The sequence below is a fragment of the Pseudomonas sp. GV047 genome (genome assembly GCF_003058245.1).
Classification (GTDB): domain Bacteria; phylum Pseudomonadota; class Gammaproteobacteria; order Pseudomonadales; family Pseudomonadaceae; genus Aquipseudomonas; species Aquipseudomonas marginalis.
This window is the reverse complement of record NZ_QCWA01000006.1, coordinates 304,726-325,749: the sequence shown is the minus strand read 5'-3', so window position 1 is coordinate 325,749 and position 21,024 is coordinate 304,726. Positions and strand designations below refer to the sequence as shown.

At 61.3% G+C, this 21,024-nt stretch carries 23 protein-coding genes, 1 tRNA gene and 2 pseudogenes; 15 read left to right on the top strand and 11 right to left on the bottom strand.

The features are described 5' to 3' along the window. Window positions 1–52 precede the first annotated feature (52 nt). Both C8K58_RS17830 and C8K58_RS17825 read left to right on the top strand, forming a co-directional pair. On the top strand, window positions 53–1,357 hold the full coding sequence (locus C8K58_RS17830; RefSeq protein ID WP_108573995.1) for an MFS transporter: 1,305 nt from the start codon (window positions 53–55) through the stop codon (window positions 1,355–1,357). Further along, a complete protein-coding gene (locus C8K58_RS17825) occupies window positions 1,357–2,115 on the top strand; it encodes a substrate-binding domain-containing protein (RefSeq protein ID WP_108573994.1) in 759 nt (252 codons plus the stop codon). The genes C8K58_RS17830 and C8K58_RS17825 overlap by 1 nt, the downstream gene beginning before the upstream one ends. On the opposite strand, the pseudogene C8K58_RS32735 reads toward C8K58_RS17825, so the two are convergent. Then, window positions 2,113–2,307: pseudogene (locus C8K58_RS32735) on the bottom strand (LysR family transcriptional regulator); the annotation flags it as partial. The gene C8K58_RS17825 and the pseudogene C8K58_RS32735 sit on opposite strands and share 3 nt — an antisense overlap. A 120-nt stretch (window positions 2,308–2,427) precedes the next feature. Here C8K58_RS32735 and C8K58_RS17815 point away from each other — a divergent pair. The 8 genes from C8K58_RS17815 (at window position 2,428) to C8K58_RS17780 (ending at window position 8,564) form a co-directional block, all read left to right on the top strand. Then, window positions 2,428–3,279: an STAS domain-containing protein gene (locus tag C8K58_RS17815; protein WP_027604298.1), complete on the top strand. Its 852-nt coding sequence runs from the start codon at window positions 2,428–2,430 to the stop codon at window positions 3,277–3,279. Window positions 3,280–3,281: 2 nt separating this feature from the next. Then, a complete protein-coding gene (locus C8K58_RS17810; protein WP_027604299.1) occupies window positions 3,282–3,644 on the top strand; it encodes an STAS domain-containing protein in 363 nt (120 codons plus the stop codon). Further along, window positions 3,641–4,045, top strand: coding sequence for an ATP-binding protein (locus tag C8K58_RS17805; RefSeq protein WP_027604300.1), 405 nt, complete (start codon window positions 3,641–3,643; stop codon window positions 4,043–4,045). Before C8K58_RS17810 ends, C8K58_RS17805 begins: the two co-directional genes overlap by 4 nt. After that, window positions 4,036–5,043, top strand: a complete 1,008-nt coding sequence (locus C8K58_RS17800; protein ID WP_081744396.1) for an ATP-binding protein — start codon at window positions 4,036–4,038, stop codon at window positions 5,041–5,043. The genes C8K58_RS17805 and C8K58_RS17800 overlap by 10 nt, the downstream gene beginning before the upstream one ends. Further along, window positions 5,036–5,899, top strand: coding sequence for a sensor histidine kinase KdpD (locus C8K58_RS17795; RefSeq protein WP_027604302.1), 864 nt, complete (start codon window positions 5,036–5,038; stop codon window positions 5,897–5,899). The genes C8K58_RS17800 and C8K58_RS17795 overlap by 8 nt, the downstream gene beginning before the upstream one ends. Continuing rightward, window positions 5,889–7,823 carry a response regulator gene (locus C8K58_RS17790; RefSeq protein ID WP_027604303.1) on the top strand — a complete coding sequence of 645 codons (1,935 nt, stop codon included), beginning with the start codon at window positions 5,889–5,891 and terminating at the stop codon, window positions 7,821–7,823. Before C8K58_RS17795 ends, C8K58_RS17790 begins: the two co-directional genes overlap by 11 nt. Before the next feature lie 248 nt (window positions 7,824–8,071). After that, window positions 8,072–8,284, top strand: a complete 213-nt coding sequence (locus tag C8K58_RS17785; protein ID WP_027604304.1) for a cold-shock protein — start codon at window positions 8,072–8,074, stop codon at window positions 8,282–8,284. A gap of 67 nt (window positions 8,285–8,351) precedes the next feature. Further along, on the top strand, window positions 8,352–8,564 hold the full coding sequence (locus C8K58_RS17780; RefSeq protein WP_027604305.1) for a cold-shock protein: 213 nt from the start codon (window positions 8,352–8,354) through the stop codon (window positions 8,562–8,564). Window positions 8,565–8,577: 13 nt separating this feature from the next. Here C8K58_RS17780 and C8K58_RS33130 read toward each other — a convergent pair whose 3' ends face one another. Further along, window positions 8,578–9,387 carry a methyl-accepting chemotaxis protein gene (locus tag C8K58_RS33130; RefSeq protein ID WP_371856053.1) on the bottom strand — a complete coding sequence of 270 codons (810 nt, stop codon included), beginning with the start codon at window positions 9,385–9,387 and terminating at the stop codon, window positions 8,578–8,580. Window positions 9,388–9,435: 48 nt separating this feature from the next. Continuing rightward, a pseudogene (locus C8K58_RS33125) lies at window positions 9,436–10,203 on the bottom strand (MCP four helix bundle domain-containing protein); the annotation flags it as partial. Window positions 10,204–10,771: 568 nt separating this feature from the next. On the opposite strand from C8K58_RS33125, the gene C8K58_RS17765 reads away from it, so the two are divergent. Both C8K58_RS17765 and C8K58_RS17760 read left to right on the top strand, forming a co-directional pair. After that, entirely contained in the window at window positions 10,772–11,074 is a 303-nt protein-coding gene (locus C8K58_RS17765) for a type II toxin-antitoxin system HigB family toxin (protein ID WP_027604307.1), read from the top strand. A gap of 3 nt (window positions 11,075–11,077) precedes the next feature. Next, entirely contained in the window at window positions 11,078–11,449 is a 372-nt protein-coding gene (locus C8K58_RS17760) for a type II toxin-antitoxin system HigA family antitoxin (protein ID WP_027604308.1), read from the top strand. 139 nt (window positions 11,450–11,588) lie between these two features. Here C8K58_RS17760 and C8K58_RS17755 read toward each other — a convergent pair. The 5 genes from C8K58_RS17755 to dapA form a co-directional block, all read right to left on the bottom strand. Further along, a tRNA-Ser gene (locus tag C8K58_RS17755) sits at window positions 11,589–11,678 on the bottom strand. An 83-nt stretch (window positions 11,679–11,761) separates the two neighbouring features. Continuing rightward, entirely contained in the window at window positions 11,762–12,475 is a 714-nt protein-coding gene (purC, locus tag C8K58_RS17750) for a phosphoribosylaminoimidazolesuccinocarboxamide synthase (protein WP_027604309.1), read from the bottom strand. A gap of 27 nt (window positions 12,476–12,502) precedes the next feature. Next, window positions 12,503–13,261, bottom strand: coding sequence for an MBL fold metallo-hydrolase (locus C8K58_RS17745; RefSeq protein WP_027604310.1), 759 nt, complete (start codon window positions 13,259–13,261; stop codon window positions 12,503–12,505). A gap of 4 nt (window positions 13,262–13,265) precedes the next feature. Then, window positions 13,266–14,381 carry an outer membrane protein assembly factor BamC gene (gene bamC, locus C8K58_RS17740; protein ID WP_027604311.1) on the bottom strand — a complete coding sequence of 372 codons (1,116 nt, stop codon included), beginning with the start codon at window positions 14,379–14,381 and terminating at the stop codon, window positions 13,266–13,268. A 17-nt stretch (window positions 14,382–14,398) separates the two neighbouring features. Then, window positions 14,399–15,277, bottom strand: coding sequence for a 4-hydroxy-tetrahydrodipicolinate synthase (gene dapA, locus C8K58_RS17735; protein ID WP_065928210.1), 879 nt, complete (start codon window positions 15,275–15,277; stop codon window positions 14,399–14,401). 273 nt (window positions 15,278–15,550) lie between these two features. Here dapA and C8K58_RS17730 point away from each other — a divergent pair, with 273 nt between their 5' ends. Next, window positions 15,551–16,111, top strand: coding sequence for a glycine cleavage system protein R (locus tag C8K58_RS17730; protein WP_003172487.1), 561 nt, complete (start codon window positions 15,551–15,553; stop codon window positions 16,109–16,111). 12 nt (window positions 16,112–16,123) lie between these two features. Then, entirely contained in the window at window positions 16,124–16,597 is a 474-nt protein-coding gene (locus C8K58_RS17725) for a peroxiredoxin (protein WP_065928211.1), read from the top strand. 49 nt (window positions 16,598–16,646) lie between these two features. On the opposite strand, the gene C8K58_RS17720 is transcribed toward C8K58_RS17725, so the two are convergent. Together C8K58_RS17720 and C8K58_RS17715 are read right to left on the bottom strand one after the other, a co-directional pair. After that, complete coding sequence (locus tag C8K58_RS17720) at window positions 16,647–17,717, bottom strand: AI-2E family transporter (protein WP_027604314.1); 1,071 nt, start codon at window positions 17,715–17,717, stop codon at window positions 16,647–16,649. Between the two features lie 31 nt (window positions 17,718–17,748). Next, window positions 17,749–17,988, bottom strand: coding sequence for a sulfurtransferase TusA family protein (locus C8K58_RS17715; protein WP_003172483.1), 240 nt, complete (start codon window positions 17,986–17,988; stop codon window positions 17,749–17,751). Between the two features lie 95 nt (window positions 17,989–18,083). On the opposite strand from C8K58_RS17715, the gene C8K58_RS17710 reads away from it, so the two are divergent. Further along, complete coding sequence (locus C8K58_RS17710; RefSeq protein WP_027604315.1) at window positions 18,084–19,517, top strand: M48 family metalloprotease; 1,434 nt, start codon at window positions 18,084–18,086, stop codon at window positions 19,515–19,517. 67 nt (window positions 19,518–19,584) lie between these two features. Here C8K58_RS17710 and C8K58_RS17705 read toward each other — a convergent pair whose 3' ends face one another. Beyond that, a complete protein-coding gene (locus tag C8K58_RS17705; RefSeq protein ID WP_027604316.1) occupies window positions 19,585–21,024 on the bottom strand; it encodes a DegQ family serine endoprotease in 1,440 nt (479 codons plus the stop codon).

Here is a 21,024-nt window from a genome sequence, read left to right as displayed (position 1 = left end):
CTCGGTCTTACGCGAAACAAGCATTTAAAAAGAACGCTGGAGACACAAACCCATGACTAGCCCTTCCCGGCCCGATTCTGCCCGTTCGAAAGTAGGTGCGGTATTCCGCGTTACTTCGGGCAACTTCCTTGAACAATTCGACTTCTTTCTGTTCGGCTTCTACGCCACCTACATCGCTGCCGCGTTCTTCCCTGCCGCCAATGAATTTGCGTCATTAATGATGACCTTCGCCGTGTTCGGCGCGGGCTTCCTGATGCGCCCACTGGGCGCCATCATCCTCGGCGCTTATATCGATGACGTCGGTCGCCGCAAAGGGTTGATCGTGACCTTGTCGATCATGGCCAGCGGCACGCTGTTGATCGTGCTGGTGCCGGGCTATCACACCATTGGCCTGTGGGCCCCGCTGCTGGTGCTGGTGGGCCGCTTGCTGCAAGGCTTTTCGGCCGGTGCGGAGCTGGGCGGTGTGTCGGTGTACCTGTCTGAAATGGCCACCCCAGGCCGCAAGGGGTTCTACACCAGTTGGCAATCGGGCAGCCAACAGATCTCCATCGTGGTCGCCGCCGCCCTGGGCTATGGCTTGAACGTGTGGATGGAACCGGCGGTGGTTGCCGATTGGGGCTGGCGCATTCCGTTCGCCATCGGTTGCGTGATCATCCCCTTTATCTTTGTGTTGCGTCGCAACCTGCAGGAAACCGAAGAATTCGCCAACCGCAAGCATCGCCCGACCATGCGCGAGGTGCTGGCCACACTGGTGAAAAACTGGACCGTGGTCATCGGCGGCATGCTGATGGTGGCCATGACCACCACCGCGTTCTACCTGATCACCGTGTACGCGCCGACCTTCGGCAAGACCGTGCTGCAACTGAGCACCTCCGACGCCCTGCTGGTGACCTTGCTGGTGGCGGTGTCGAACTTTGTCTGGCTGCCGATCGGCGGCACCCTGAGCGACCGCTTCGGCCGCAAGCCGGTGCTGATCGCCATGACCGCGTTGACGGTGCTCACGGCTTATCCGGCGCTGTCCTACGTGGTGAATGCACCGAGCTTCGCCCATATGCTGGAGACGCTGCTGTGGTTCTCGTTCCTGTACGGCATGTACAACGGCGCGATGATCCCCGCCCTCACGGAAATCATGCCGGTGGAAGTGCGCGTGGCGGGCTTCTCCCTGGCCTACAGCCTGGCGACCGCGATCTTCGGTGGGTTTACCCCGGCGATCTCCACCTGGTTTATTCACATCACTGAAGACAAGGCCTCGCCGGCCTATTGGATGATGTTCGCTGCGGTGTGCGCGCTGTGTTCGACCCTGGCGCTGTATCGTCGCGCCAACGCACGCGGGCAGGTGATGCAGGGGGCGGCGTGATGAGGCCTTTGTTCAAGACCCTGGCGGCCCTGGCCCTCGGTGCCCTGGCGCTGACGGCCCAGGCCGAGGAACTCAAGGTGATGACCTCCGGTGGCTTCACCGCCGCCTATAAACTGCTGGGCCCGCAATACGCCCAGCACAGCGGCGACACCCTCGATACCGTCCTCGGCCCGTCCATGGGCAAGGCGCCGGAAGCGATTCCCAACCGCCTGGCCCGTGGCGAACATGCCGACGTGGTGATCATGGTCGGCTATGCCCTGGATGACTTGATCAAACAAGGCAAGGTCGACCCGGCGTCCCGCGTGGAACTGGCGGATTCGCGCATCGGCCTGGTGGTGAAGGCAGGTGCGACCAAACCCGCGATCGGCACCGATGCCGAACTCAAGGCCGTACTGAGCAAGGCCAAGTCCGTGGCGTATTCGGACAGCGCCAGCGGTGTGTATGTCGAGAAAGAGCTGTTCAAGAAGCTCGGCATGCCCGCCAAAGGCACCATGATCGAACGCCTCCCGGTGGCCGAACAGGTCGCCAAGGGCGATTACGAGGTGGGCTTGCAGCAGGTGGCGGAGTTATTGCCGGTGCCGGGTGTGACGTACGTCGGCAAGATCCCGGAAGACGTGCAATCGGTGACGCGCTTTGCGGCGGGCATTCCGGTCAATGCCGAACACCCTGCACAGGCCAAGGCCTTGTTGCAATTCCTCGCGTCGCCCCAGGCACAACCGGTGGTGCAATCCACCGGCCTGGACTCGGTGGCACACTGACCGAAACGGCATCTCGCGCACCAACCGCTCCAATTCCAGCGCCGCCGGCGGCCAGCTCCGTCCGCGGCGTTTGATCAAGCCCACATTACCCATCACCTGCGGTTCCACCCACCGCACACTCAGCCAAATGGGCTGCTCCGACGCCAGTATCGCGATCGACGGCAGCATGGCCCCCCATCCCGCCTCCACCAGTCTGAAGCGCCCGGTCCACAGGGCTTGAGGCAAATGAACGAAAACCTTCGAAACAATTCAAAGCACTTCAATTTAGTATAAATTGCATGCCACTCAACAAGGCATTCAAGGAGGTTTCCCGTGGCAACTCTGCAAGCTCACACCATCCAGGCACTGCACACCCATCGCCCGACCCTGCTGACCGAATGGGTTGCCAGCCTTGAAGCTTCGGGGGCCACGCGTAACGTCAAGGCCGAAGACACCCGGCAGCAGGCCAACGACTTCCTCAACCTGCTCATCGCGGCCCTGCAGCAAGGCGGTTCCCAGCCGGTCAACCATGAAAACTGGGCAGAAACCCGAGTATTCCTGGAAAAGCTCTCCCACAGCCGCGCCCTGGTCGGCCAGGACTCGCAACAGACCGCCAGCTTTATCTTTGCCCTCAAGGGCCCGCTGTTCGCCCTGCTGCAACGGGAATACGCCGAACAACCGACGCAACTGGCCGAACAACTCTGGGAAATCTCCGAGCTGCTTGACGCGCTGGGCATGCACACCATCCGTACGTTCCAGAAATCCCGTGAGTCGGTGATCAAGCGCCAGCAGGAAGAATTGCTGGAACTGTCCACCCCGGTGGTCAAGCTGTGGGACGGCGTGCTGGCCCTGCCGATGATCGGCACCCTGGATTCGCAACGCACCCAGGTGGTCATGGAGTCCCTGCTGCAGCGCATCGTCGACACTGGCTCGGAAATCGCCATCATCGACATCACCGGCGTACCCACCGTGGACACCCTGGTAGCCCAGCACCTGTTGAAAACCGTTACGGCCATCCGCCTCATGGGGGCCGACTGCATCATCAGCGGCGTGCGTCCGCAGATCGCCCAGACCATCGTGCACCTGGGCCTCGACCTGCAAGGCGTGGTGACCAAGGCCAACCTGGCGGATGCCTTGGCGCTGGCCCTGAAACGCCTGGGCGTCACCATCAGCAAGGCTGTTTAAGCATGGAACGTATCCCTATTTTGCAGATGGGCGAATTCCTGCTCGTGACGATCCAGGTCGACATGCATGACCAGCTCGCGCTGACGCTGCAGGACGACCTGTCCGAACGCATCAGCCGTACATCCGCCCGGGGCGTGCTGATCGACATTTCGGCGCTGGACATGGTCGACTCGTTTATCGGCCGCATGATCGGCACCATTTCCGGCCTGTCGCGCATCATGGATGCCCAGACCGTGCTGGTGGGCATGCAGCCGGCCGTAGCGATCACGCTGGTGGAACTGGGCATGACCCTGCCGGGCGTGGCCACCGCGTTGAACGTCGAGCGCGGCATGAAGTTGCTGCGTGACCGGGTAGATCACTCATGACCCAGGCCAGCAGTGGCACTCACCCGGTGCTCATCGAACAGGACGTAGTGCTGGCCCGACAATTGGTGCGCAAGCTGGCCCAGGAATGCGGCATGCGCCTGATCGACCTGACCAAGCTGGTCACCGCCGTCAGTGAGCTGGCGCGCAACACCGTGGTGTACGGCGGCGGCGGCCATATGGATTGGGCCGTGGTCGAAAAAGACCACCGCCCAGGCCTGCGCCTGACCTTTCGCGACGAAGGGCCGGGCATCCCCGACCTCAAGTTGGCGATGACCGACGGCTGGACCTCCGGCAGCGGCCTGGGCCTGGGCCTGACCGGCGCCAAGCGGTTGGTGGACGAGTTTGAACTGGACACCGCACCCGGCCAGGGCACCCGCGTGACGATTACCCGATGGGCCTGAATATTCCCAGTGCCCTGACCCAGGTGTTGTTGATCGAGGATGTCAGCCAGATCGGCCATGCCCGACGCACCGCGCAACAGTTGGCCGAACAATCGGGTTTCGACGAGACCGATGCCGGCCGCGTGGCACTGGTGGCCACCGAGCTGGCCAGCAATATCCTCAAGCATGCCGCCCATGGCCAATTGCATCTGCGCCTCACGGGTAACCAGGGCGTGGAGCTGATCGCCGTGGACCGTGGCCAGGGCTTTGACCTGGACAGTTGCCTGGTGGACGGCTTTTCCACCGGCGGCACCCAGGGCATCGGCATGGGCGCCATTTCGCGTGTGGCCCAGGTGTTCGACGTGTACGCCGATCAGCGCGGAACGGCGATGCTGGCGCGCCTGTATCCACGGGCATCGGCCAGCAAAGATATGCGCTACGGCGTCAGCCAGCATTCCCTGCACGACGACCCGGCCTGCGGCGATGCCTGGCACCTGGTGATCGAACCCGGCCGGTTCAGCGTGATGGTAGCCGACGGCCTGGGCCATGGCAGCGAAGCCGAACGCGCGGCGCAGGCCGGCGAAGCGGTGTTTGCCCAAGACGCCTTCTTCGACGCAGGCGAGCTGTTCAACGACCTGCATATCGGCATGAACGGCACCCGCGGCGCAGCCGTGGCCGTGGCGCAGTACGATGCCACGGCAGACAGCCTGCGCTTTACCGGGGTGGGCAATATCGGCGCCAGCCTGATCGGCCCCGGCAAGTCCCGCGGGCTGGCGTCCCATCCGGGGATCGTCGGCGTGCAGTTTCGCAAGGCGCAGCCCTTCGACTACGCTCAAGTGGGTGGCCAGATGCTGATCCTCTACAGCGACGGCCTGCAGTCACGCTGGAACCTGGCGGACTATCCCGGGCTTTCCCATCGCCACCCCGCCCTGATCGCCGCCGTCCTGCACCGTGATTTCTGTCGCGGCCGGGATGACGTTACCGTCTTTGTGATTGCCCTGGAGGCCATCGATGGCTGACACCACCGTTTCGCTTGAGGAGCAAGTGCGAACGCTTCGCCTGGAAGCCGATGCACTGCGCGCCGAACTGGACGAAACCAACCAGGGCGTATTGGCACTCTATGCCGAGCTGGATACCCAGGCCGACCAACTGCGCCAGGCGTCGGACCTGAAAAGCCGTTTCCTGTCGTACATGAGCCATGAATTCCGCACGCCCCTGGGCTCGATCCTGAGCATCACCAGTCTGTTGGCCGACGAACTCGACGGTCCCCTGAGCCCTGAGCAGCACACACAGGTCGGGTTTATCCGCAGCTCGGCACGCGAACTGCGCGAAATGGTCGACGACCTGCTGGACCTGGCCAAGATCGAGGCCGGGCGCATCACGATCTCGCCGGCCTGGTTCGACATGTTCGATCTGTTCTCGGCGTTGCGCGGGATGTTCCGCCCGATCGTCGATGCGACGTCGGTGGACTTGATCTTCGAAGAGCCGATCGGCTTGCCCAAGCTGTACACCGATGACAAGAAGCTCGCGCAGATCCTGCGCAACTTCATTTCCAACGCCCTGAAGTTCACGGTGCAAGGTGAAGTGCGAGTGTCGGCGCAAAGAGTGGGTGATCAGGAAATCCGCTTTGCCGTGCACGACACCGGCCTGGGCATTCCGGCCGAATTGCATAGCAACCTGTTCGAAGACTTTTCCCAGATCGATTCGCCGCTGCAAAAACGCCTGCGCGGCACCGGCCTGGGGCTGTCGCTGTGCAAACGCTTTGCCGAGTTGCTCGGCGGCCGCGTCGGCGTGGAAAGTACCCCAGGCGTGGGCTCGATGTTCTTCGTGATCATTCCTCTCTCTATTCCTGGCGGGCTTGTTGATGAACCGTGACATCCAACTGCTGATCGTCGACGACAACGCGGCGACCCGCTATGCCCTGCGCCGGCGCCTGGAGAACCATGACTACCGCGTGCTCGAGGCCGGCACCGGCCAGGAAGGGCTGGACCTGATCGCCAGCCAAAAGATCGACGGGCTGATCCTCGACGTCAACCTGCCGGACATGAGCGGCTTCGACATCGTACGCGGGCTGCGCGCCGATCCGGTCACGGCCTTGCTGCCGGTGGTGCACGTGTCGGCCGCCTCCATCGAGACCGGCGATATCATCACCGGCCTGGATGCCGGGGCCGATGCCTACCTGATCCACCCCATCGACCCCGATGTGCTGCTGGCGACCCTGCGGACCTTGCTGCGGGTGCGCGACACCGAATATGCGCTGCGCGAGAGCGAGGCACGCTTTCGCGAAATATTCTTCAATATCAGCGCACCGATTGCGGTCATGGATGCGCAGCTCAAGGTCCACGAATGTAACCACGCCTTCGCCCAATTGATTCACGACAACCTCAACCCCGACGCCCTGCTGGAGTGCTTCGCCGCCGATCAACTCGGCGTGCTCCAGGAACTGTGCCAGCGCCTGGCTGCCGGCGAGCGCTGGAAGGGCACCCTGCACATGAAGGTCGACGGTCAGTTGCGCGAGACCGAATGGCAGGTTTCGCCCTACCGCAGCGCCGAATTGAGCCTGGTGTTTGTCGAAGACGTCACCGAGCACCGCCACCGCGAGCGGCACCAACAGGCCGAGCTGGCCAACGCCGCCACCCAGTTGGCACGTACCGAGGCGCAACTGTTGCAGGCGCAGAAGATGGATGCCCTGGGCAAGCTCACCGGCGGCATTGCCCATGACTTCAACAACCTGCTGACCGGGATCATCACCAGCCTGGAGCTGATCAAGAAACGCATCGAGACCCAGCGCACCGACAAGGTCATGGCCTATGCCGATGCAGCGTTGAGCTCGGCCCTCAGCGCCGCCGGCCTGACCAACCGCCTGCTCGCCTTCGCCCGCCAGCAGCCGCTGGACACACGGCCGATCGACATCAACGCGCATATCCGCTCCCTGGAGGAACTGCTGGTACGCACCATCGGTGAACATATCGCGCTGAAGCTGGAGCTGACCCACAACCCTGCCGTGGCGATGGTCGATCCGATCCAGCTGGAAAGTGCGGTGCTGAACCTGGTGATCAACGCCCGCGACGCGCTGCCCAAGGGCGGCACTGTCTGGGTGACGACTTACCCGGCCTACTCCAGTGGCAACCTGAAACTGGAAAACGGCGCCTACATCGCCCTGTCGGTGCGGGACAACGGGGTGGGCATCGAACACAGCGTCATCGACAAAGTCTTCGACCCTTTCTTCACCACCAAGCCGCTGGGCCAGGGTACCGGGCTGGGCCTGTCGACCATCTACGGGTTTGCCCGCCAGTCCGGCGGCGATGCACAGATCCGCAGCGTGACCCGCCAGGGCACCGAAGTGACCATCATGCTTCCCGCCGCCAGCGGGCCTGCCAGCATCGTGACCAAGCCTCTGGCCGCACCCGGCCAGAGCCAGGGCGAACATGTGCTGGTCGTCGAAGACATGCCTTCGGTGCGCAGCTTTGTCGCCGAAATCCTGGCCGACGCCGGCTACCGTTGCAGCCTGGCCGCCAATGGTGACGAAGCGGTGGTCTGCCTGCGCAGCGACCCGAGCATCAACCTGTTGCTGACCGACGTCGGCCTGCCCTTTATGACCGGGCGCGAACTGGCAGACGTGGCACGCGAGATCCGCCACACCTTGCCGATCCTGTTCATGACCGGCTACGCGGAAAATGCCGCGAACCGGCAAAGCTTCCTCGGCGAAGGCATGGATCTGATTTCCAAGCCGTTCCATATCGATGAGTTGCTGGAAAAGATCCGTCGTGGGCTGGATGGGACGGCAGGCGAGCGTTAGAAGGGACAGGGGCACCACGCCAAAAGGCACCTGCCTGGTGCCCGAAGGCGGCGAAAACCGAATGCCCGCGCGGCGCGAAAACCCACGGTAAAACGAAGCAGTATCGCGCAACGGCACAGGCGGCGAACCTGTCAGGAATGACAGTACCGCTGGTCCCGTGGCGCGTTGACGAGCAGCGGCTTCGGGACTTTGCTTATGGTTACCGCGACGAATCTGCAGCGGGGCACACCGGTTCGAGGACAGGAAGAATGAGCGACAGACAGAACGGCACAGTGAAGTGGTTCAACGATGAAAAGGGTTACGGATTCATCACGCCGGAGAGCGGCCCCGACCTGTTCGTCCACTTCAGGGCAATCGAGGGCAACGGGTTCAAAACATTGAAGGAGGGCCAGAAGGTCACCTTTGAAGCCGTACAGGGCCAGAAAGGCATGCAGGCCGATAAAGTCCAAATCGTGTCCTGACCCGCTTGATGCCCGCAGACATACCTGCCCCGACGGGCCACCTATTGCACTGGAAAGGAGAACGGCCATGCCCAGGAAAACTCCACAGACTGCAATCTCCATCAGCAGCAAGACTGCCGCCTACGATGAGCAGGACATTTTCTTTCGCAGTGCCACCACCGCCCAGGGCGGACGGCGGCTGCGCGAGGGGCAGACGGTCACCTACGAATTGGTCAGGGGCCCGGGCGGCGACTGGCAGGCCGTCAATATCGAGATCGTGGACGAGTCGACACTGAACTAGCCCGCGCATGTCACTACAGCTGAAACCTTGCGACGGCTTCGTTCAGGGAAACGGCCAGCTGCGCCAGTTCTCGACTCGATCCATTGATCTGCCCGGCGCCGGAAGAGGATTGCGCAGACAGGTCGCGAATATTGACGATGTTGCGATCGACTTCCTTGGCCACCTGGGCCTGCTCCTCGGCGGCGCTGGCGATGACCAGGTTGCGCTGGTGGATCTGGTCGATGGAGTCGGTGATCTGGCTCAATGCGCCGCCCGCGCCCTCAGCCAATGCCAGAGTGTCGGTGGCACGCTGGGTACTCGACTGCATCGAGCTCAACGCGTCGTTGGACCCCGTGCGCATCGCGGTCACCATCTGGTCGATTTCCAGGGTCGATTGCTGGGTACGGTGGGCCAGTGCACGGACTTCGTCAGCCACCACCGCAAAGCCGCGCCCGGACTCACCGGCCCGCGCCGCCTCGATCGCAGCGTTGAGTGCCAGCAGGTTGGTCTGCTCGGCGATGGAGCGGATCACATCGAGCACCTTGCCGATATCCCGCGATTGCTCGGCGAGGTTCTGCACCAGGGTCGAGGTTTCGCCGATGTTGGTGCTCAGGGCTTGAATGGCGCTGACCGTTTCACCCACACGGTGCTGGCCTTCGCGCGCGGTTTCATTGGAAAGGCGAGTGGACTCGGAGGTGGACACCGCATTGCGCGCCACCTCATCCGCCGCCGAGGTCATCTCGTTGACGGCGGTGGCAGCCTGCTCGATTTCAGCGGTCTGCTTTTGCAGGCTGCGGCTGCTCTGGTCGGTGATGCCGTTGAGGTCGGTGGCCGATGACGCCATCTGCCCGGCCGACTGGCGAATCAGTTGCAAGGTCCCGCGCAGGTTGGCCTGCATGGTCTTGAGTGCCACGAGCAGGCGCGTCACTTCGTCGTCGCCGCTCACGTCCACCGTTTGGGTCAGGTCACCTTGGGCAACGTTCTCGGCAGCCCGTACGGCATGACTGAGCGGGCCGACAATGCTGCGCGTGAGCAACCAGGCCAGCAGCACGGTGCTCAACCCGGCCACGATCACAAAGCCGAACACCATGGTGCGCGAACGGCCGTACTGCGATTCGGCCGCCTGGCCTTGCTGGTTGATCTGGGCGTTGTAGTAGTCGGCCAGGGCATTGAGTTGGGCCCCGGAGCCATCCACCACGGTTTTCATATCCACCAGCAACAACTTGTTGAGCTCGGCGCCCTGCTGCTTGTCGGCAAGGATGAACGACTGCGCCAGCCCTTGCTGGTATTGGCGCAGCGAGACCTGGAACTGGTCATAGAGCGTGCGTACTTCGGGGGTGTCGATCACTGCATCGAGGTCGGCCAGCCGTTTGCTCAGGTCCTGGCTGCGGGTGTCCATCTGGCTACGGTATTGCGGGATGCTCGCCGGGTTCGGGTCCAGGGCCATGCGCAAAGAGATCGTACGAATGCGCAGCATGATTTCACGAATGTCCGCCACCAGCCGCATCTTCGGCACCAGCCCGCTTTCCACCTGCACCGCGCTGGCGCGGATGCTTGCCATGTTCGACAGTGCAAAAAAACCCAGCAGGGCCACGAGCAAAGCAATCAGGGCAAAACCCAGACCCGCACGGCGGGCGATGGACAGGCTGCGAAGGGACATTAGGGGGGACTCTCTTATTGGGGATACGATGTCGTACGAGAGTGTTTCGGCCGTGTGGGTAAAGACTTGAGGGGCGTACACCCAGGAAATGGGAAGTTATAAATATCAGTGAGTTATTTGCAGTATCGACGAGCACGGCGCCCACCAACGACAATACTGGGAACATCAAAGGATTACCCCACCAGCAGGTCTGACATGGAAAAAGCCGTCATTACTCTGGCACTGATTTCTTGCCTATACGGCTGCATCGGCGCACAACTTTCACTTCCTGAACAGAAAAACGTACGCACCACCCCTCAACAGAACCCGCCTGAACGAGCATGGTGCGGCGTGACGCTTTGGGCTGTAGTTCCAATACCCCTGAAGCTCCCCGTGTGCCGCTCACATCCCGCTCCCTCGCCCTTATATGCCTGTGGTCCTTTCATGTTCCTGGGACCGGTCATGCACGGTTACAAGGGGAATGCCTTATGTGGAGAAATGCCTTGAGAGCCCATGACACCCGTCTGGAAAACTGCTTGCTCCCATGTGCCCACTTGCAAAAGTCCCAAGGCGGGACTAGGATTTTCCCATGAGAATAGTCGCACTCAGTCAACTCAAAACCTTTTGGCACAAGCACCCGGATTCGGAGCAACCGTTCCTGGCCTGGATAGACGAAGTAAAAAACGCCGACTGGTCAAACCCGGCTGACATCAAGGAACACTTTCGCAGCGCTAGCATTCTCAAAAGCCGAAGGGTCGTCTTCAACATCAAAGGTAACGACTACAGGCTCGTGGTCGCCGTGGCCTATCGCTATGGCGCTGTCTACATCAAGTTTGTCGGTACACATAAGCAGTACGACGCAATTGACGCCGATACCGTCGAAACGGAGTAACCCATGAACATCCGACCTATCCACACCGAACAGGATTACAAGGACGCGCTCAAGTCTGTCTCTGCACTGTTCGACAACGAACCAGAACCCGGCACCCCGGAAGGTGATTACTTTGACGTAATGATCACGCTGATCGAGGCCTATGAAGCCAAACACTTTCCCATGGACCTGCCCAACCCAATCGACGCCATTCGCTTCAGAATGGAACAGTCTGGCCTGTCGGCGGCTGATCTTATTCCCGCCATTGGCCGCCAGAATCGTGTTTATGAAGTGCTGAATGGAAAACGAGCGCTGACCTTGCCAATGATTTGGAAGCTGCATGAGATGTTTGGAATTCCAGCAGAAAGCCTGATCAAGCCAGTAAGGCATGCTTGAAGATGGAATACGGTTGGTTGTGCCTGCTGGAAACAACCACTGCGGCCCTGTTTGCTGCTCGGAACGAGTAGCTTGCCCTCACATCTCAGAAACGAAAAAGCCCCGTAGCTTATTCAGCTACGGGGCTTTTTCTATGTAATGGCGGAGAGATAGGGATTCGAACCCTAGGTACCGGTGAAGGTACAACGGATTTCGAATCCGTCCCATTCGGCCACTCTGGCATCTCTCCAACGGCGCGCATCATAACAGCCTGTTTCGTGGAAGCAAAGCGCGGATGCGATTTTTTTCCGTGCTATCAGATGCTTGCGTCGATTAAAGCGGTACGCCGAGGCGCTTGGCGACTTCTTCGTAGGCTTCGATCACATCACCGAGGCCTTGGCGGAAGCGGTCCTTGTCCATCTTCTTCTTGGTGTCCTTGTCCCACAGGCGGCAGCCGTCCGGGCTGAATTCGTCGCCGAGGACGATGGAGCCATCGTGGAACACACCGAATTCCAGCTTGAAGTCCACCAGCAGCAGGCCTGCGTCGTCGAACAGCTTGCTCAGCACGTCGTTGACCTTGAGGGACAACTCCTTCATGCGTGCCAGTTGCTCGGCGGTGCCCCAGCCGAATGCCACGACGTGGGATTCGTTGATGAACGGGTCGCCCTTGGCGTCGTCCTTCAGGAACAGCTCGAACGTGTAAGGGTTGAGCTTGAGGCCCTCTTCCACGCCCAGGCGCTTGACCAGGCTGCCGGCGGCGTAGTTACGCACGACGCATTCCACCGGGATCATGTCCAGCTTCTTCACCAGGCACTCGTTGTCGCCCAGCAGTTTGTCGAATTGGGTCGGAATGCCGGCCGCTTCGAGTTTCTGCATGATGAAGGCGTTGAACTTGTTGTTCACCATGCCCTTGCGATCAAGTTGTTCGATGCGCTTGCCGTCGAACGCCGAGGTGTCGTTGCGAAACAGCAGGATCAGGCGGTTGGCGTCGTCGGTCTTGTAAACCGACTTGGCTTTGCCGCGGTAGAGTTCTTCACGTTTTTCCATGATGGGCTCCGCTTTGAGTGAGGTGGGCTAGGCGATATGTCGCCAGTCGAGCCCTGAATCTTGATCGGCCAGTTGCAGCCAGTCCGGGTCGCACCCGAGGGTGTCGACAAAACATTGCCGGGCAAGCGTCGGCAGGTTGTTCTTGCTGCTCAAGTGGGCCAGGACCAGGTGTTGCAGGTCTTGCCAGCCCAACTCATACACCAGGTACGCCGCCTGATGGTTGTTCAAATGTCCCAGTTCGCCGCCGACCCGTTGCTTGAGAAAGTACGGGTAGTGACCGCGAGCCAACAGGTCTCGGCAGTGATTGGACTCGATCATCAAGGCATCGAGGTTCCGGTAGCCGTCCAGTACCTTGGCGCAGTAGGAGCCCAGGTCGGTGAGCACGCCGAAACGCCGCTCTCCGTCACTGAATACATACTGCGTCGGTTCCTGGGCGTCGTGCGCCACGGCAATCACATCGATGCTCAGGGCACCGATTTGCAGCTGCTCGCCACCGGCCAGGAAACCTGCGGGTTCTATAGGTTTGCGCATCCCGCGCAGTGTGCCGCGACTGAGGTACACCGGAAGATTGTAGCGCCGAGACAGCAAACCCACGCCATGCACGTGATCGGCATGTTCGTGGGTCACCAGAATCGCGCTCAGCTGCGAGGGGTGAACCCCCAGGCGCAGCAGGCGCCGCTCGGTTTCCTTTAACGAGAAACCACAATCCACCAGCACGTACGTGTCGTCATGGGCGACCAGCGTGCCGTTCCCTTGGCTACCGCTGCCGAGAACGGCAAAACGCATCGGATCAGCCCAGGTTGTCCTGAATCACGCCCAACACCTTGCGCGCTGTTTCAGCCGGCGCGACGGTGTTGATGTTCTTCTCGACGGTGACCTGCACAGTCTCGCCAACCTTGCTCAAACGCACCTGATAACGCTCGGCGCGGGTCTCGATTTCTTCCTTGGTCGGCTTGCTGCCGAACAGTTTGCCGAAGAAACCAGGCTCTTCGTCTTTGCGCTCGGCCTTTTCAGCCACGTTGATGTAGTACAGGCCCAGGCTGCGGTTGATGTCTTCAACACGCCATGGGCCTTGCTCCAACGCGCGGCCGACGCTGGCCCAGGCGCGATCCAGGTCTTCACCCAGGTTCAGCACCACGTTGCCGCTGCCGTCCTCGGTGAGGCTGACACGGCTCGGGGTGTCGTAATCACGGGCGGCGAGCAGGGAAACGGAACCGCCCTTCTCGGAGATACGGCTCATGCTGGCCAGCATCTCGTCGACCAATGCCGAGTCGACACCGGTGTTGACCGAGCGGTTGGTGAAGTCGACGTTGGCGGTGCTGCCGGCAGGACGCTCGGCGCTGACCACGTAGACTTCACTGGTGTTGCGCTGTACGCCCGGCTCGATGCGCACACGCACTCGGGCTTCGCTGTCGGCGGCGACACCACCGGCCTGCAGGCGCTTGGCCATGGTGGCGGACAGCTCGCTGCCCTGCTGCCATGCCGTGGTGAATTCACCGGTCTGCGGGCGCTGCTCGTCGATGCGGAAACCGTTGTCCTGGAAGAACTGCACCGCTACCGGCCAGACTTCGGCAGGAGGGCGCTGCGCCACGATCCAACGCGAATCACCGCTCTTCTGCAGGCTGTAGTCGCTGGCATCCGCCACGGCCGAGATCGGCTGTGGACGTGGCACGACGTATTCACCCTTGGTGGTGTCGTCGGCAACGTTGCGTGGAATCGGCAGCAACGGGTCAAGGCGCTTGGCGACGTTGACGTCCGGCGGCAGTTGCATCGGTTTGGTTGCTTGTGCTTCCAGGTAATCGCTGCCGCGGTCACGGAAGTAGCCTTCCGGGCCCCAGATCCAACCGCAGCCACTGGTGCTGGAGATAATCAAGGCAAGTGCGGAAAGTCCGGCCAATCGCTTCATGCGTAGTGCTTCCTCAATTAAACCAGGACGCCGGACTGGCGCAGGGCCTGTCGCAGCGGTTCGTGACAGGCTTCGCTGAGGCGGGTGAGCGGCAGACGGATACCGTCCGGCATCAGGCCCATCTCGAACAGCGCCCACTTCACGGGAATAGGGTTGGATTCGATAAACAGTGTCTTGTTGAGCGGCATCAGCTTCTCGTGGATCGCACGGGCGGTCACGGCGTCGCCGGCGATGGCGGCGGCACACAGGTCGCTCATGGCGCGCGGGGCCACGTTGGCGGTCACGGAGATATTGCCCTTGCCGCCCAGCAGGATCAGCTCGACAGCCGTGGCGTCGTCACCGGAATACAGCAGGAAATCGCTGCTCACCCCGGCCAGGATGTCCTTGGCGCGCTGCAGGTCGCCGGTGGCTTCCTTGATGCCGATGATGTTCGGCACGGTGGACAGGCGGATCACGGTCTCGGCCTTCATGTCGCACGCGGTACGACCCGGCACGTTATAGAGGATCTGCGGGATGTCGACGGCTTCGGCAATGGTGCGGAAGTGCTGGTACAGGCCTTCCTGGGTCGGCTTGTTGTAGTACGGGGTCACCAGCAGGCAAGCGTCGGCGCCGGCTTTCTTGGCGTTTCGGGTCAGCTCGATGGCTTCGCGCGTCGAGTTGGCGCCCGTGCCGGCGATCACGGCAATACGCCCCGCGACACGCTTGACCACGAATTCGATCACCTGGATGTGTTCTTCCACATCGAGGGTGGCCGATTCACCTGTGGTGCCGACCGCCACGATGGCGTTGGTGCCTTCTTGCAGGTGGAAGTCCACCAGTTTGCCCAGGCTGTCCCAGTCGAGATGACCTTGTGCATCCATGGGTGTGACCAGTGCCACCATACTGCCCGCAATCATGCAACCGCTCCTGCCGGAAAAAGAGAGCCGTAATGGTACTGGCGCCAAGATGCTTGTACAAGCGAAGTACCGCCTGAGGATGCGTTCTGGCGCAACTAAACGACGGGCAATGCCATCATTGGGCCAAAGCACGGGTTGAGGCTGGGCAAAATCAGGCGGATCACGCAATGAAAACGCCACCTCCTATCCCTTGGCGACGCTTTTCGCTACCCTTCATGCTTTGATCGATACAGCCCTCACAGTATCGACCGCTCATCGTTTTAGGAAGGCTGCATGTCCACCCCCACAGTTCGCGAACAATTCCTTGTTATCAGTGCCCTCGGCGCCAACCCCATGGAGCTGACCAACGTCCTGTGCCGCGCCAGCCATGAAAACCGCTGTGCCGTGGTGACCTCCCGCCTGACCCGCCATGGCGAGTGCAGTGCGCTGGTCCTGCAGATTTCCGGCACCTGGGATGCCCTGGCGCGCCTGGAGACCGGCCTGCCGGGCCTGGCCAAGAAGCACGACTTCACCGTCAACGTGGTGCGCAGCGCCGCCCTGGAAAATCGCCCGCAGGCGCTTCCTTATGTGGCGTATGTCAGCTCGGCCTACCGCTCGGACATCGTCAATGAGCTGTGCCAGTTCTTCATCGACCACAACGTCGAACTGGAGAACCTGACCTGCGACACCTACCAGGCCCCGCAAACCGGCGGCACCATGCTCAACGCCACCTTCACCGTGACCCTGCCGGCCGGCGTGCAGATCAGTTGGCTGCGCGACCAGTTCCTGGATTTCGCCGATGCCCTGAACCTCGACGCGTTGATCGAGCCGTGGCGCCCACAGAACCCAATGTAAGGAAGTTTTTTCATGGCGGTAGTCATCGACAAACCCGTAGCCGATTTCGAAGCCCAGGCCACCAGCGGCCAGACCTTCAGCCTTGCCGCCCTCAAGGGCAAGCAAGTGGTGATCTACTTCTACCCGAAGGACAGCACCCCGGGCTGCACCACCGAAGGCCAGGGTTTCCGTGACCAGTACGCGGCATTCAAGGCCGCCAACACAGAGGTGTTTGGCGTGTCGCGCGACAGCGTGAAGTCCCATGAGAACTTCAAGGGCAAGCAGGAATTCCCGTTCGAGCTGATCAGCGACAAGGATGAAGCGGTCTGCCAGCTGTTCGATGTCATCAAGCTGAAGAAGCTGTACGGCAAGGAATACCTGGGTGTGGATCGCAGCACCTTCCTGATCGACAAGGACGGTGTGCTGCGCCAGGAATGGCGCGGCGTGAAAGTGCCGGGCCATGTGGACGCCGTTCTGGCCGCAGCCCAGGCGTTGAACAAGGCCTGATCTGTAGCGCGGATCACTGCGGCGATGAAGCAGTGATTCGCACCTCCCCTTACAACAACGGTGCCACCACCGGCTCCTGCCGCGGCCACGCATCCAGCACGGCCTTGAACAGCGTCGCCAGGGGAATCGCAAAGAACACCCCCCAGAATCCCCACAGTCCACCAAACAACAGCACTGCACAGATGATCGCCACCGGGTGCAGGTTGACCGCCTCCGAGAACAGCAGCGGCACCAGCACGTTGCCATCCAGGGTCTGGATGATGCCGTAGACCGCCATCAGGTAGATGAACTGGTCGCTCCAGCCCCACTGGAACAAGGCGATCAAGGTCACCGGCACTGTTACCACCACGGCACCGACATACGGCACCACCACCGAAATCCCCACCAGCAGTGCCAGCAAGGCGGCGTAGTTGAGGTCCAGTGCGATAAACGCGATGTAGGTAACGCCCCCGCAGATAATGATCTCGATGACCTTGCCACGAATGTAGTTGGCGATCTGCCGGTTCATTTCTTCGGCCACCCGGGTGATCAGCGCTCGTTCGCGGGGCAGATAGCCGCTCACCCAACGTCCGATCATGGCGCGGTCCTTGAGGAAGAAGAACACCAGGATCGGTACGAGCACCAGGTAGATCATGATGTTGACCAGCAGCGGCAGGCTGGACAGGGAAAAGGTCAGCGCCCATTGCCCGAATTTTCCGATTTCGCCCCGTGCCACTTCTATGGCCTGCAACACCTGCTCGTCCGACACCAGATGCGGGTAGCGCTCCGGCAACAGCAGCAACAACGACTGCCACTTGGCGAGCATGCCCGGCAACTCGTTGAACAACGTGATCAGTTGGTGCCACAGCAGCGGCAATACCACGACGACAAACACCACCAGCAGCCCCATGAACAAGGCGAATACCAGGCCCACTGCCGCGCCGCCCGGCAAGCGTAGACGCTCCAGGGTGGTGACCAGGCCCTGCATCAGGTAAGCCAGCACCATCCCCGCCAATACCGGCGCCAGCATGCCTCCCAAGGTGAGTACGGCCGTAAAGGCCAGAAACAGCAGGACCGCCAGCACCACGGCTTCTTCATCGGAGAAGTAGCGCTGGATCCAGTCTCGTAACACTTTGAACATCAATCAACCTCGGGTGGTAGGGGCAAACGGTTCAGGCCTTGCGCAACCAGTAACGGTACACACCGGCGACGTCTTCTTCATGCAGCAGGGTATGGCCGGCCAGCTTGGCGAAGGTGCGAAAATCACGCTGGGAACCTGCGTCGGTGGCGATCACCTTGAGCACAGCGCCACTGGCCAATCGATTGAGTTCCAGCTTGGCCTTGAGCAGAGGCAACGGGCAATTGAGGCCGCTGGCATCGAGTTCGGCATCAAAGGCTACAGCGTCGGTCATGGTTTTACTCCTGGCACGCATTCGGGGTGCTTAGAATATCTGGTCCGAAGCTCAGTGTCCGGCTACAGTAAGCTCTTTGTCGAAAGGCTCTGTGCATGACTTTTTTGCGCCCCACCCTGCTGACGCTGGCTTGCCTGCTGGCCTCCCCAGGCTTCGCTGACGACCTGCCGTCACTTGGCGACGCCAGTTCTGCCATTGTCTCGCCGCAACAGGAATATCAGCTGGGCCGCGCCTGGCTGGCCTACCTACGGGGCCAGGTCTCGCAGTTGAACGACCCGCAGCTCAAGGATTACGTCGAAACCAGCGTGTACAAGCTGGTGGAAACCAGCCAGGTGAATGACCGGCGCCTGGAATTCATCCTGATCAACAGCCCGCAGCTGAACGCCTTTGCCGCACCCGGCGGTATCGTCGGCGTGAACGGCGGCCTGTTTCTCAATGCCCAGACCGAAGGGGAATACGCGTCGGTGCTGGCCCACGAACTGGCTCACTTGTCCCAGCGTCACTTCGCCCGTGGTGTCGAGGCGCAGCAGCGCATGCAGATCCCGATGATGGCCGCCCTCCTCGGCGGCATCATTGCGGCCGCCGCCGGTGCCGGGGATGCCGGGATCGCTGCAATCGCCGGCACCCAGGCGGCGGCCATCCAGGAACAACGACGATTCTCTCGCCAGAATGAACAGGAAGCGGACCGTATCGGCATCGTCAACCTGGAGAAAGCCGGCTACGACCCGCGTTCCATGCCGACCATGTTCGAACGCCTGATGCGTCAGTACCGCTTCGACGCCAAGCCGCCGGAATTCCTGCTGACTCACCCGGTGACCGAATCGCGTATCGCCGACACCCGCAACCGCGCGGAACAAGCCAAGGCCGGTGGCAAGGAAGACAGCCTGCGCTACCAGCTGATTCGCGCACGGGTACAGCTGCAATACGAAGACACCTCCGGACTCGCCGCCAAACGCTTCCAGGCGCAACTGGACGAAAATCCTAAAAACGACGTGGCGCGCTATGGCCTGGCCATTGCCCAGATCAAGGCCTCCCAGTTCAAGCAGGCACGGGAAAGCCTGCAACCCTTGCTGGCCAAGGCGCCCAATGACATCACCTACAACCTGGCGCAAATCCAGTTGGACATCGACAACAACCACCTGCCCGATGCCCAGCAACGCACGGATCGGATGCTGACCCAATACCCCGGCAACTACCCGCTGAATCAGATTCGGGTAGATCTGTTGCTTAAACAGAATCGCACCGCCGATGCGGAAAAGGCCCTGGATGGCTTGCTCAAGTCGCGCCCGGACGATCCGGATGTGTGGTACCAGGTCGCCGAGACCCGTGGCTTGTCGGGCAATATCATCGGCCTGCATCAGGCTCGCGCCGAATACTTTGCTTTGGTGGGCGACTTCCAGCAGGCGATTCAGCAGTTGGACTTTGCCAAACGTCGCGCCGGCAGCAATTTCCCGTTGTCGTCACGTATCGATGCACGTCAGCGTGAGTTGATCGAACAGGAGCGCCTGGTTAAAGGCATGATGGGCTAGACCCATCGCCCACAAAAAAGCCCCGCCCTCGTAAAACGAAGGCGGGGCTTTTTATTGGCCGGGTGGGTTACTCGGCCAGCTTGAAGGTAATGAAGCTGGCACGCCCCTGGCGAAGCACGCGCATCGATACCGAGCGGTTCTTCGGCAACGCCTTGGCGATGTCGGTGAACTGCTTGGTAGTCTCAATCGCCTGATTGTTCAGGTGAGTGATCACGTCGCCAGGCTGCAGGCCGATCAAGGCTGCCGGGCCGTCCTGCACCTCCTTGATCACCACGCCGCTCTTGAGATCGAAGGCTTTCTTCTGCTCGTCAGTCAGCTCGGCCACGGCAATGCCCAGGCGATTGCTGCTGCGCTCGGCGCCCGGCTTGGTGTTACCCAGGGCATCCAGGGTCGCGCCCTCTTCAGGGATCGCTCCTACAGTCAGCTCGACATTCTGGCGCTTGCCATCACGAATCACTTCCAACTTGGCCTTGCTGCCGGCCTTGAGTGCGCCAACCAGGTGCGGCAGGTCGGCCGACATAACGATCGGTTGACCGTTCATGCTCAGGATCACGTCGCCCACTTGCAGACCGCCTTTGGCAGCCGGGCCGTCATCCTGGATTTGCGCGACCAGGGCGCCCGCCGGCTTGTCGAGGCCGAAGGATTCAGCCAGGTCCTTGTTCACTTCCTGAATCACCACGCCCAACCAGCCACGGCTGACCTTGCCACCGCTTTTCAGCTGATTGGAAACATCCATGGCCACGTCGATAGGAATGGCGAACGAAACCCCCATGAAGCCACCGGAACGGGTGTAGATCTGCGAGTTGATCCCCACCACTTCGCCCGCCAGGTTGAACAACGGGCCACCGGAGTTGCCCGGGTTGATCGGCACGTCGGTCTGGATGAACGGCACATAGTTCTCGTTCGGCAGGCTGCGACCAATGGCACTGACGATACCCTGGGTAACGGTATGGTCAAAACCAAACGGCGAGCCGATGGCTACCACCCACTGCCCCGCCTTCAGGTCCTGGGACTTGCCCAGCTTCAGCACCGGCAGGTCCTTGCCCTCGATCTTCAGCAAGGCCACGTCGGAACGCGGATCGGTGCCGACCAATTTGGCTTTCAGCTCACTGCGATCGGCCAGGCGTACGAGGATCTCGTCGGCGTCGGCAATCACATGGTTATTGGTGAGGATGTAGCCATCTGGCGAAATGATGAAGCCCGACCCCAGGGACTGCGCTTCACGCTGGCCACCACCGCCACCACGGGGCGCACGCGGTTGTGGCATGCCACGCTCGAAGAACTCGCGCAGCATCGGCGGCAGGCCTTCCAGGTCAGGCATCTGCTGGTTGGAGACTTTGCGATCCGGCAGCTTCTGGGTGGTACTGATGTTCACCACGGCAGGCGAGGCTTGCTCAACCAATTGGGTGAAGTCAGGCAACTCGACCGCTTGCGCGGGCACGGCCTGACCCAGCACCAATACCGTGGCGACTATGGATAGGTAAGACTTCAAACGTGGTATCGACAT

Coding starts and splice junctions, on each gene's coding strand:
- C8K58_RS17705 (WP_027604316.1), bottom strand. CDS start 21,024: ATGTCGATACCACGTTTGAAGTCTTACCTATCCATAGTCGCCACGGTA.
- C8K58_RS17800 (WP_081744396.1), top strand. CDS start 4,036: ATGGGCCTGAATATTCCCAGTGCCCTGACCCAGGTGTTGTTGATCGAG.
- C8K58_RS33130 (WP_371856053.1), bottom strand. CDS start 9,387: ATGGCGTCATCGGCCACCGACCTCAACGGCATCACCGACCAGAGCAGC.
- C8K58_RS17720 (WP_027604314.1), bottom strand. CDS start 17,717: ATGTTCAAAGTGTTACGAGACTGGATCCAGCGCTACTTCTCCGATGAA.
- C8K58_RS17790 (WP_027604303.1), top strand. CDS start 5,889: ATGAACCGTGACATCCAACTGCTGATCGTCGACGACAACGCGGCGACC.
- C8K58_RS17715 (WP_003172483.1), bottom strand. CDS start 17,988: ATGACCGACGCTGTAGCCTTTGATGCCGAACTCGATGCCAGCGGCCTC.
- C8K58_RS17730 (WP_003172487.1), top strand. CDS start 15,551: ATGTCCACCCCCACAGTTCGCGAACAATTCCTTGTTATCAGTGCCCTC.
- C8K58_RS17710 (WP_027604315.1), top strand. CDS start 18,084: ATGACTTTTTTGCGCCCCACCCTGCTGACGCTGGCTTGCCTGCTGGCC.
- C8K58_RS17765 (WP_027604307.1), top strand. CDS start 10,772: ATGAGAATAGTCGCACTCAGTCAACTCAAAACCTTTTGGCACAAGCAC.
- C8K58_RS17785 (WP_027604304.1), top strand. CDS start 8,072: ATGAGCGACAGACAGAACGGCACAGTGAAGTGGTTCAACGATGAAAAG.
- C8K58_RS17780 (WP_027604305.1), top strand. CDS start 8,352: ATGCCCAGGAAAACTCCACAGACTGCAATCTCCATCAGCAGCAAGACT.
- purC (WP_027604309.1), bottom strand. CDS start 12,475: ATGGAAAAACGTGAAGAACTCTACCGCGGCAAAGCCAAGTCGGTTTAC.
- C8K58_RS17825 (WP_108573994.1), top strand. CDS start 1,357: ATGAGGCCTTTGTTCAAGACCCTGGCGGCCCTGGCCCTCGGTGCCCTG.
- C8K58_RS17725 (WP_065928211.1), top strand. CDS start 16,124: ATGGCGGTAGTCATCGACAAACCCGTAGCCGATTTCGAAGCCCAGGCC.
- C8K58_RS17810 (WP_027604299.1), top strand. CDS start 3,282: ATGGAACGTATCCCTATTTTGCAGATGGGCGAATTCCTGCTCGTGACG.
- C8K58_RS17795 (WP_027604302.1), top strand. CDS start 5,036: ATGGCTGACACCACCGTTTCGCTTGAGGAGCAAGTGCGAACGCTTCGC.
- bamC (WP_027604311.1), bottom strand. CDS start 14,381: ATGAAGCGATTGGCCGGACTTTCCGCACTTGCCTTGATTATCTCCAGC.
- C8K58_RS17805 (WP_027604300.1), top strand. CDS start 3,641: ATGACCCAGGCCAGCAGTGGCACTCACCCGGTGCTCATCGAACAGGAC.
- C8K58_RS17760 (WP_027604308.1), top strand. CDS start 11,078: ATGAACATCCGACCTATCCACACCGAACAGGATTACAAGGACGCGCTC.
- C8K58_RS17830 (WP_108573995.1), top strand. CDS start 53: ATGACTAGCCCTTCCCGGCCCGATTCTGCCCGTTCGAAAGTAGGTGCG.
- C8K58_RS17745 (WP_027604310.1), bottom strand. CDS start 13,261: ATGCGTTTTGCCGTTCTCGGCAGCGGTAGCCAAGGGAACGGCACGCTG.
- dapA (WP_065928210.1), bottom strand. CDS start 15,277: ATGATTGCGGGCAGTATGGTGGCACTGGTCACACCCATGGATGCACAA.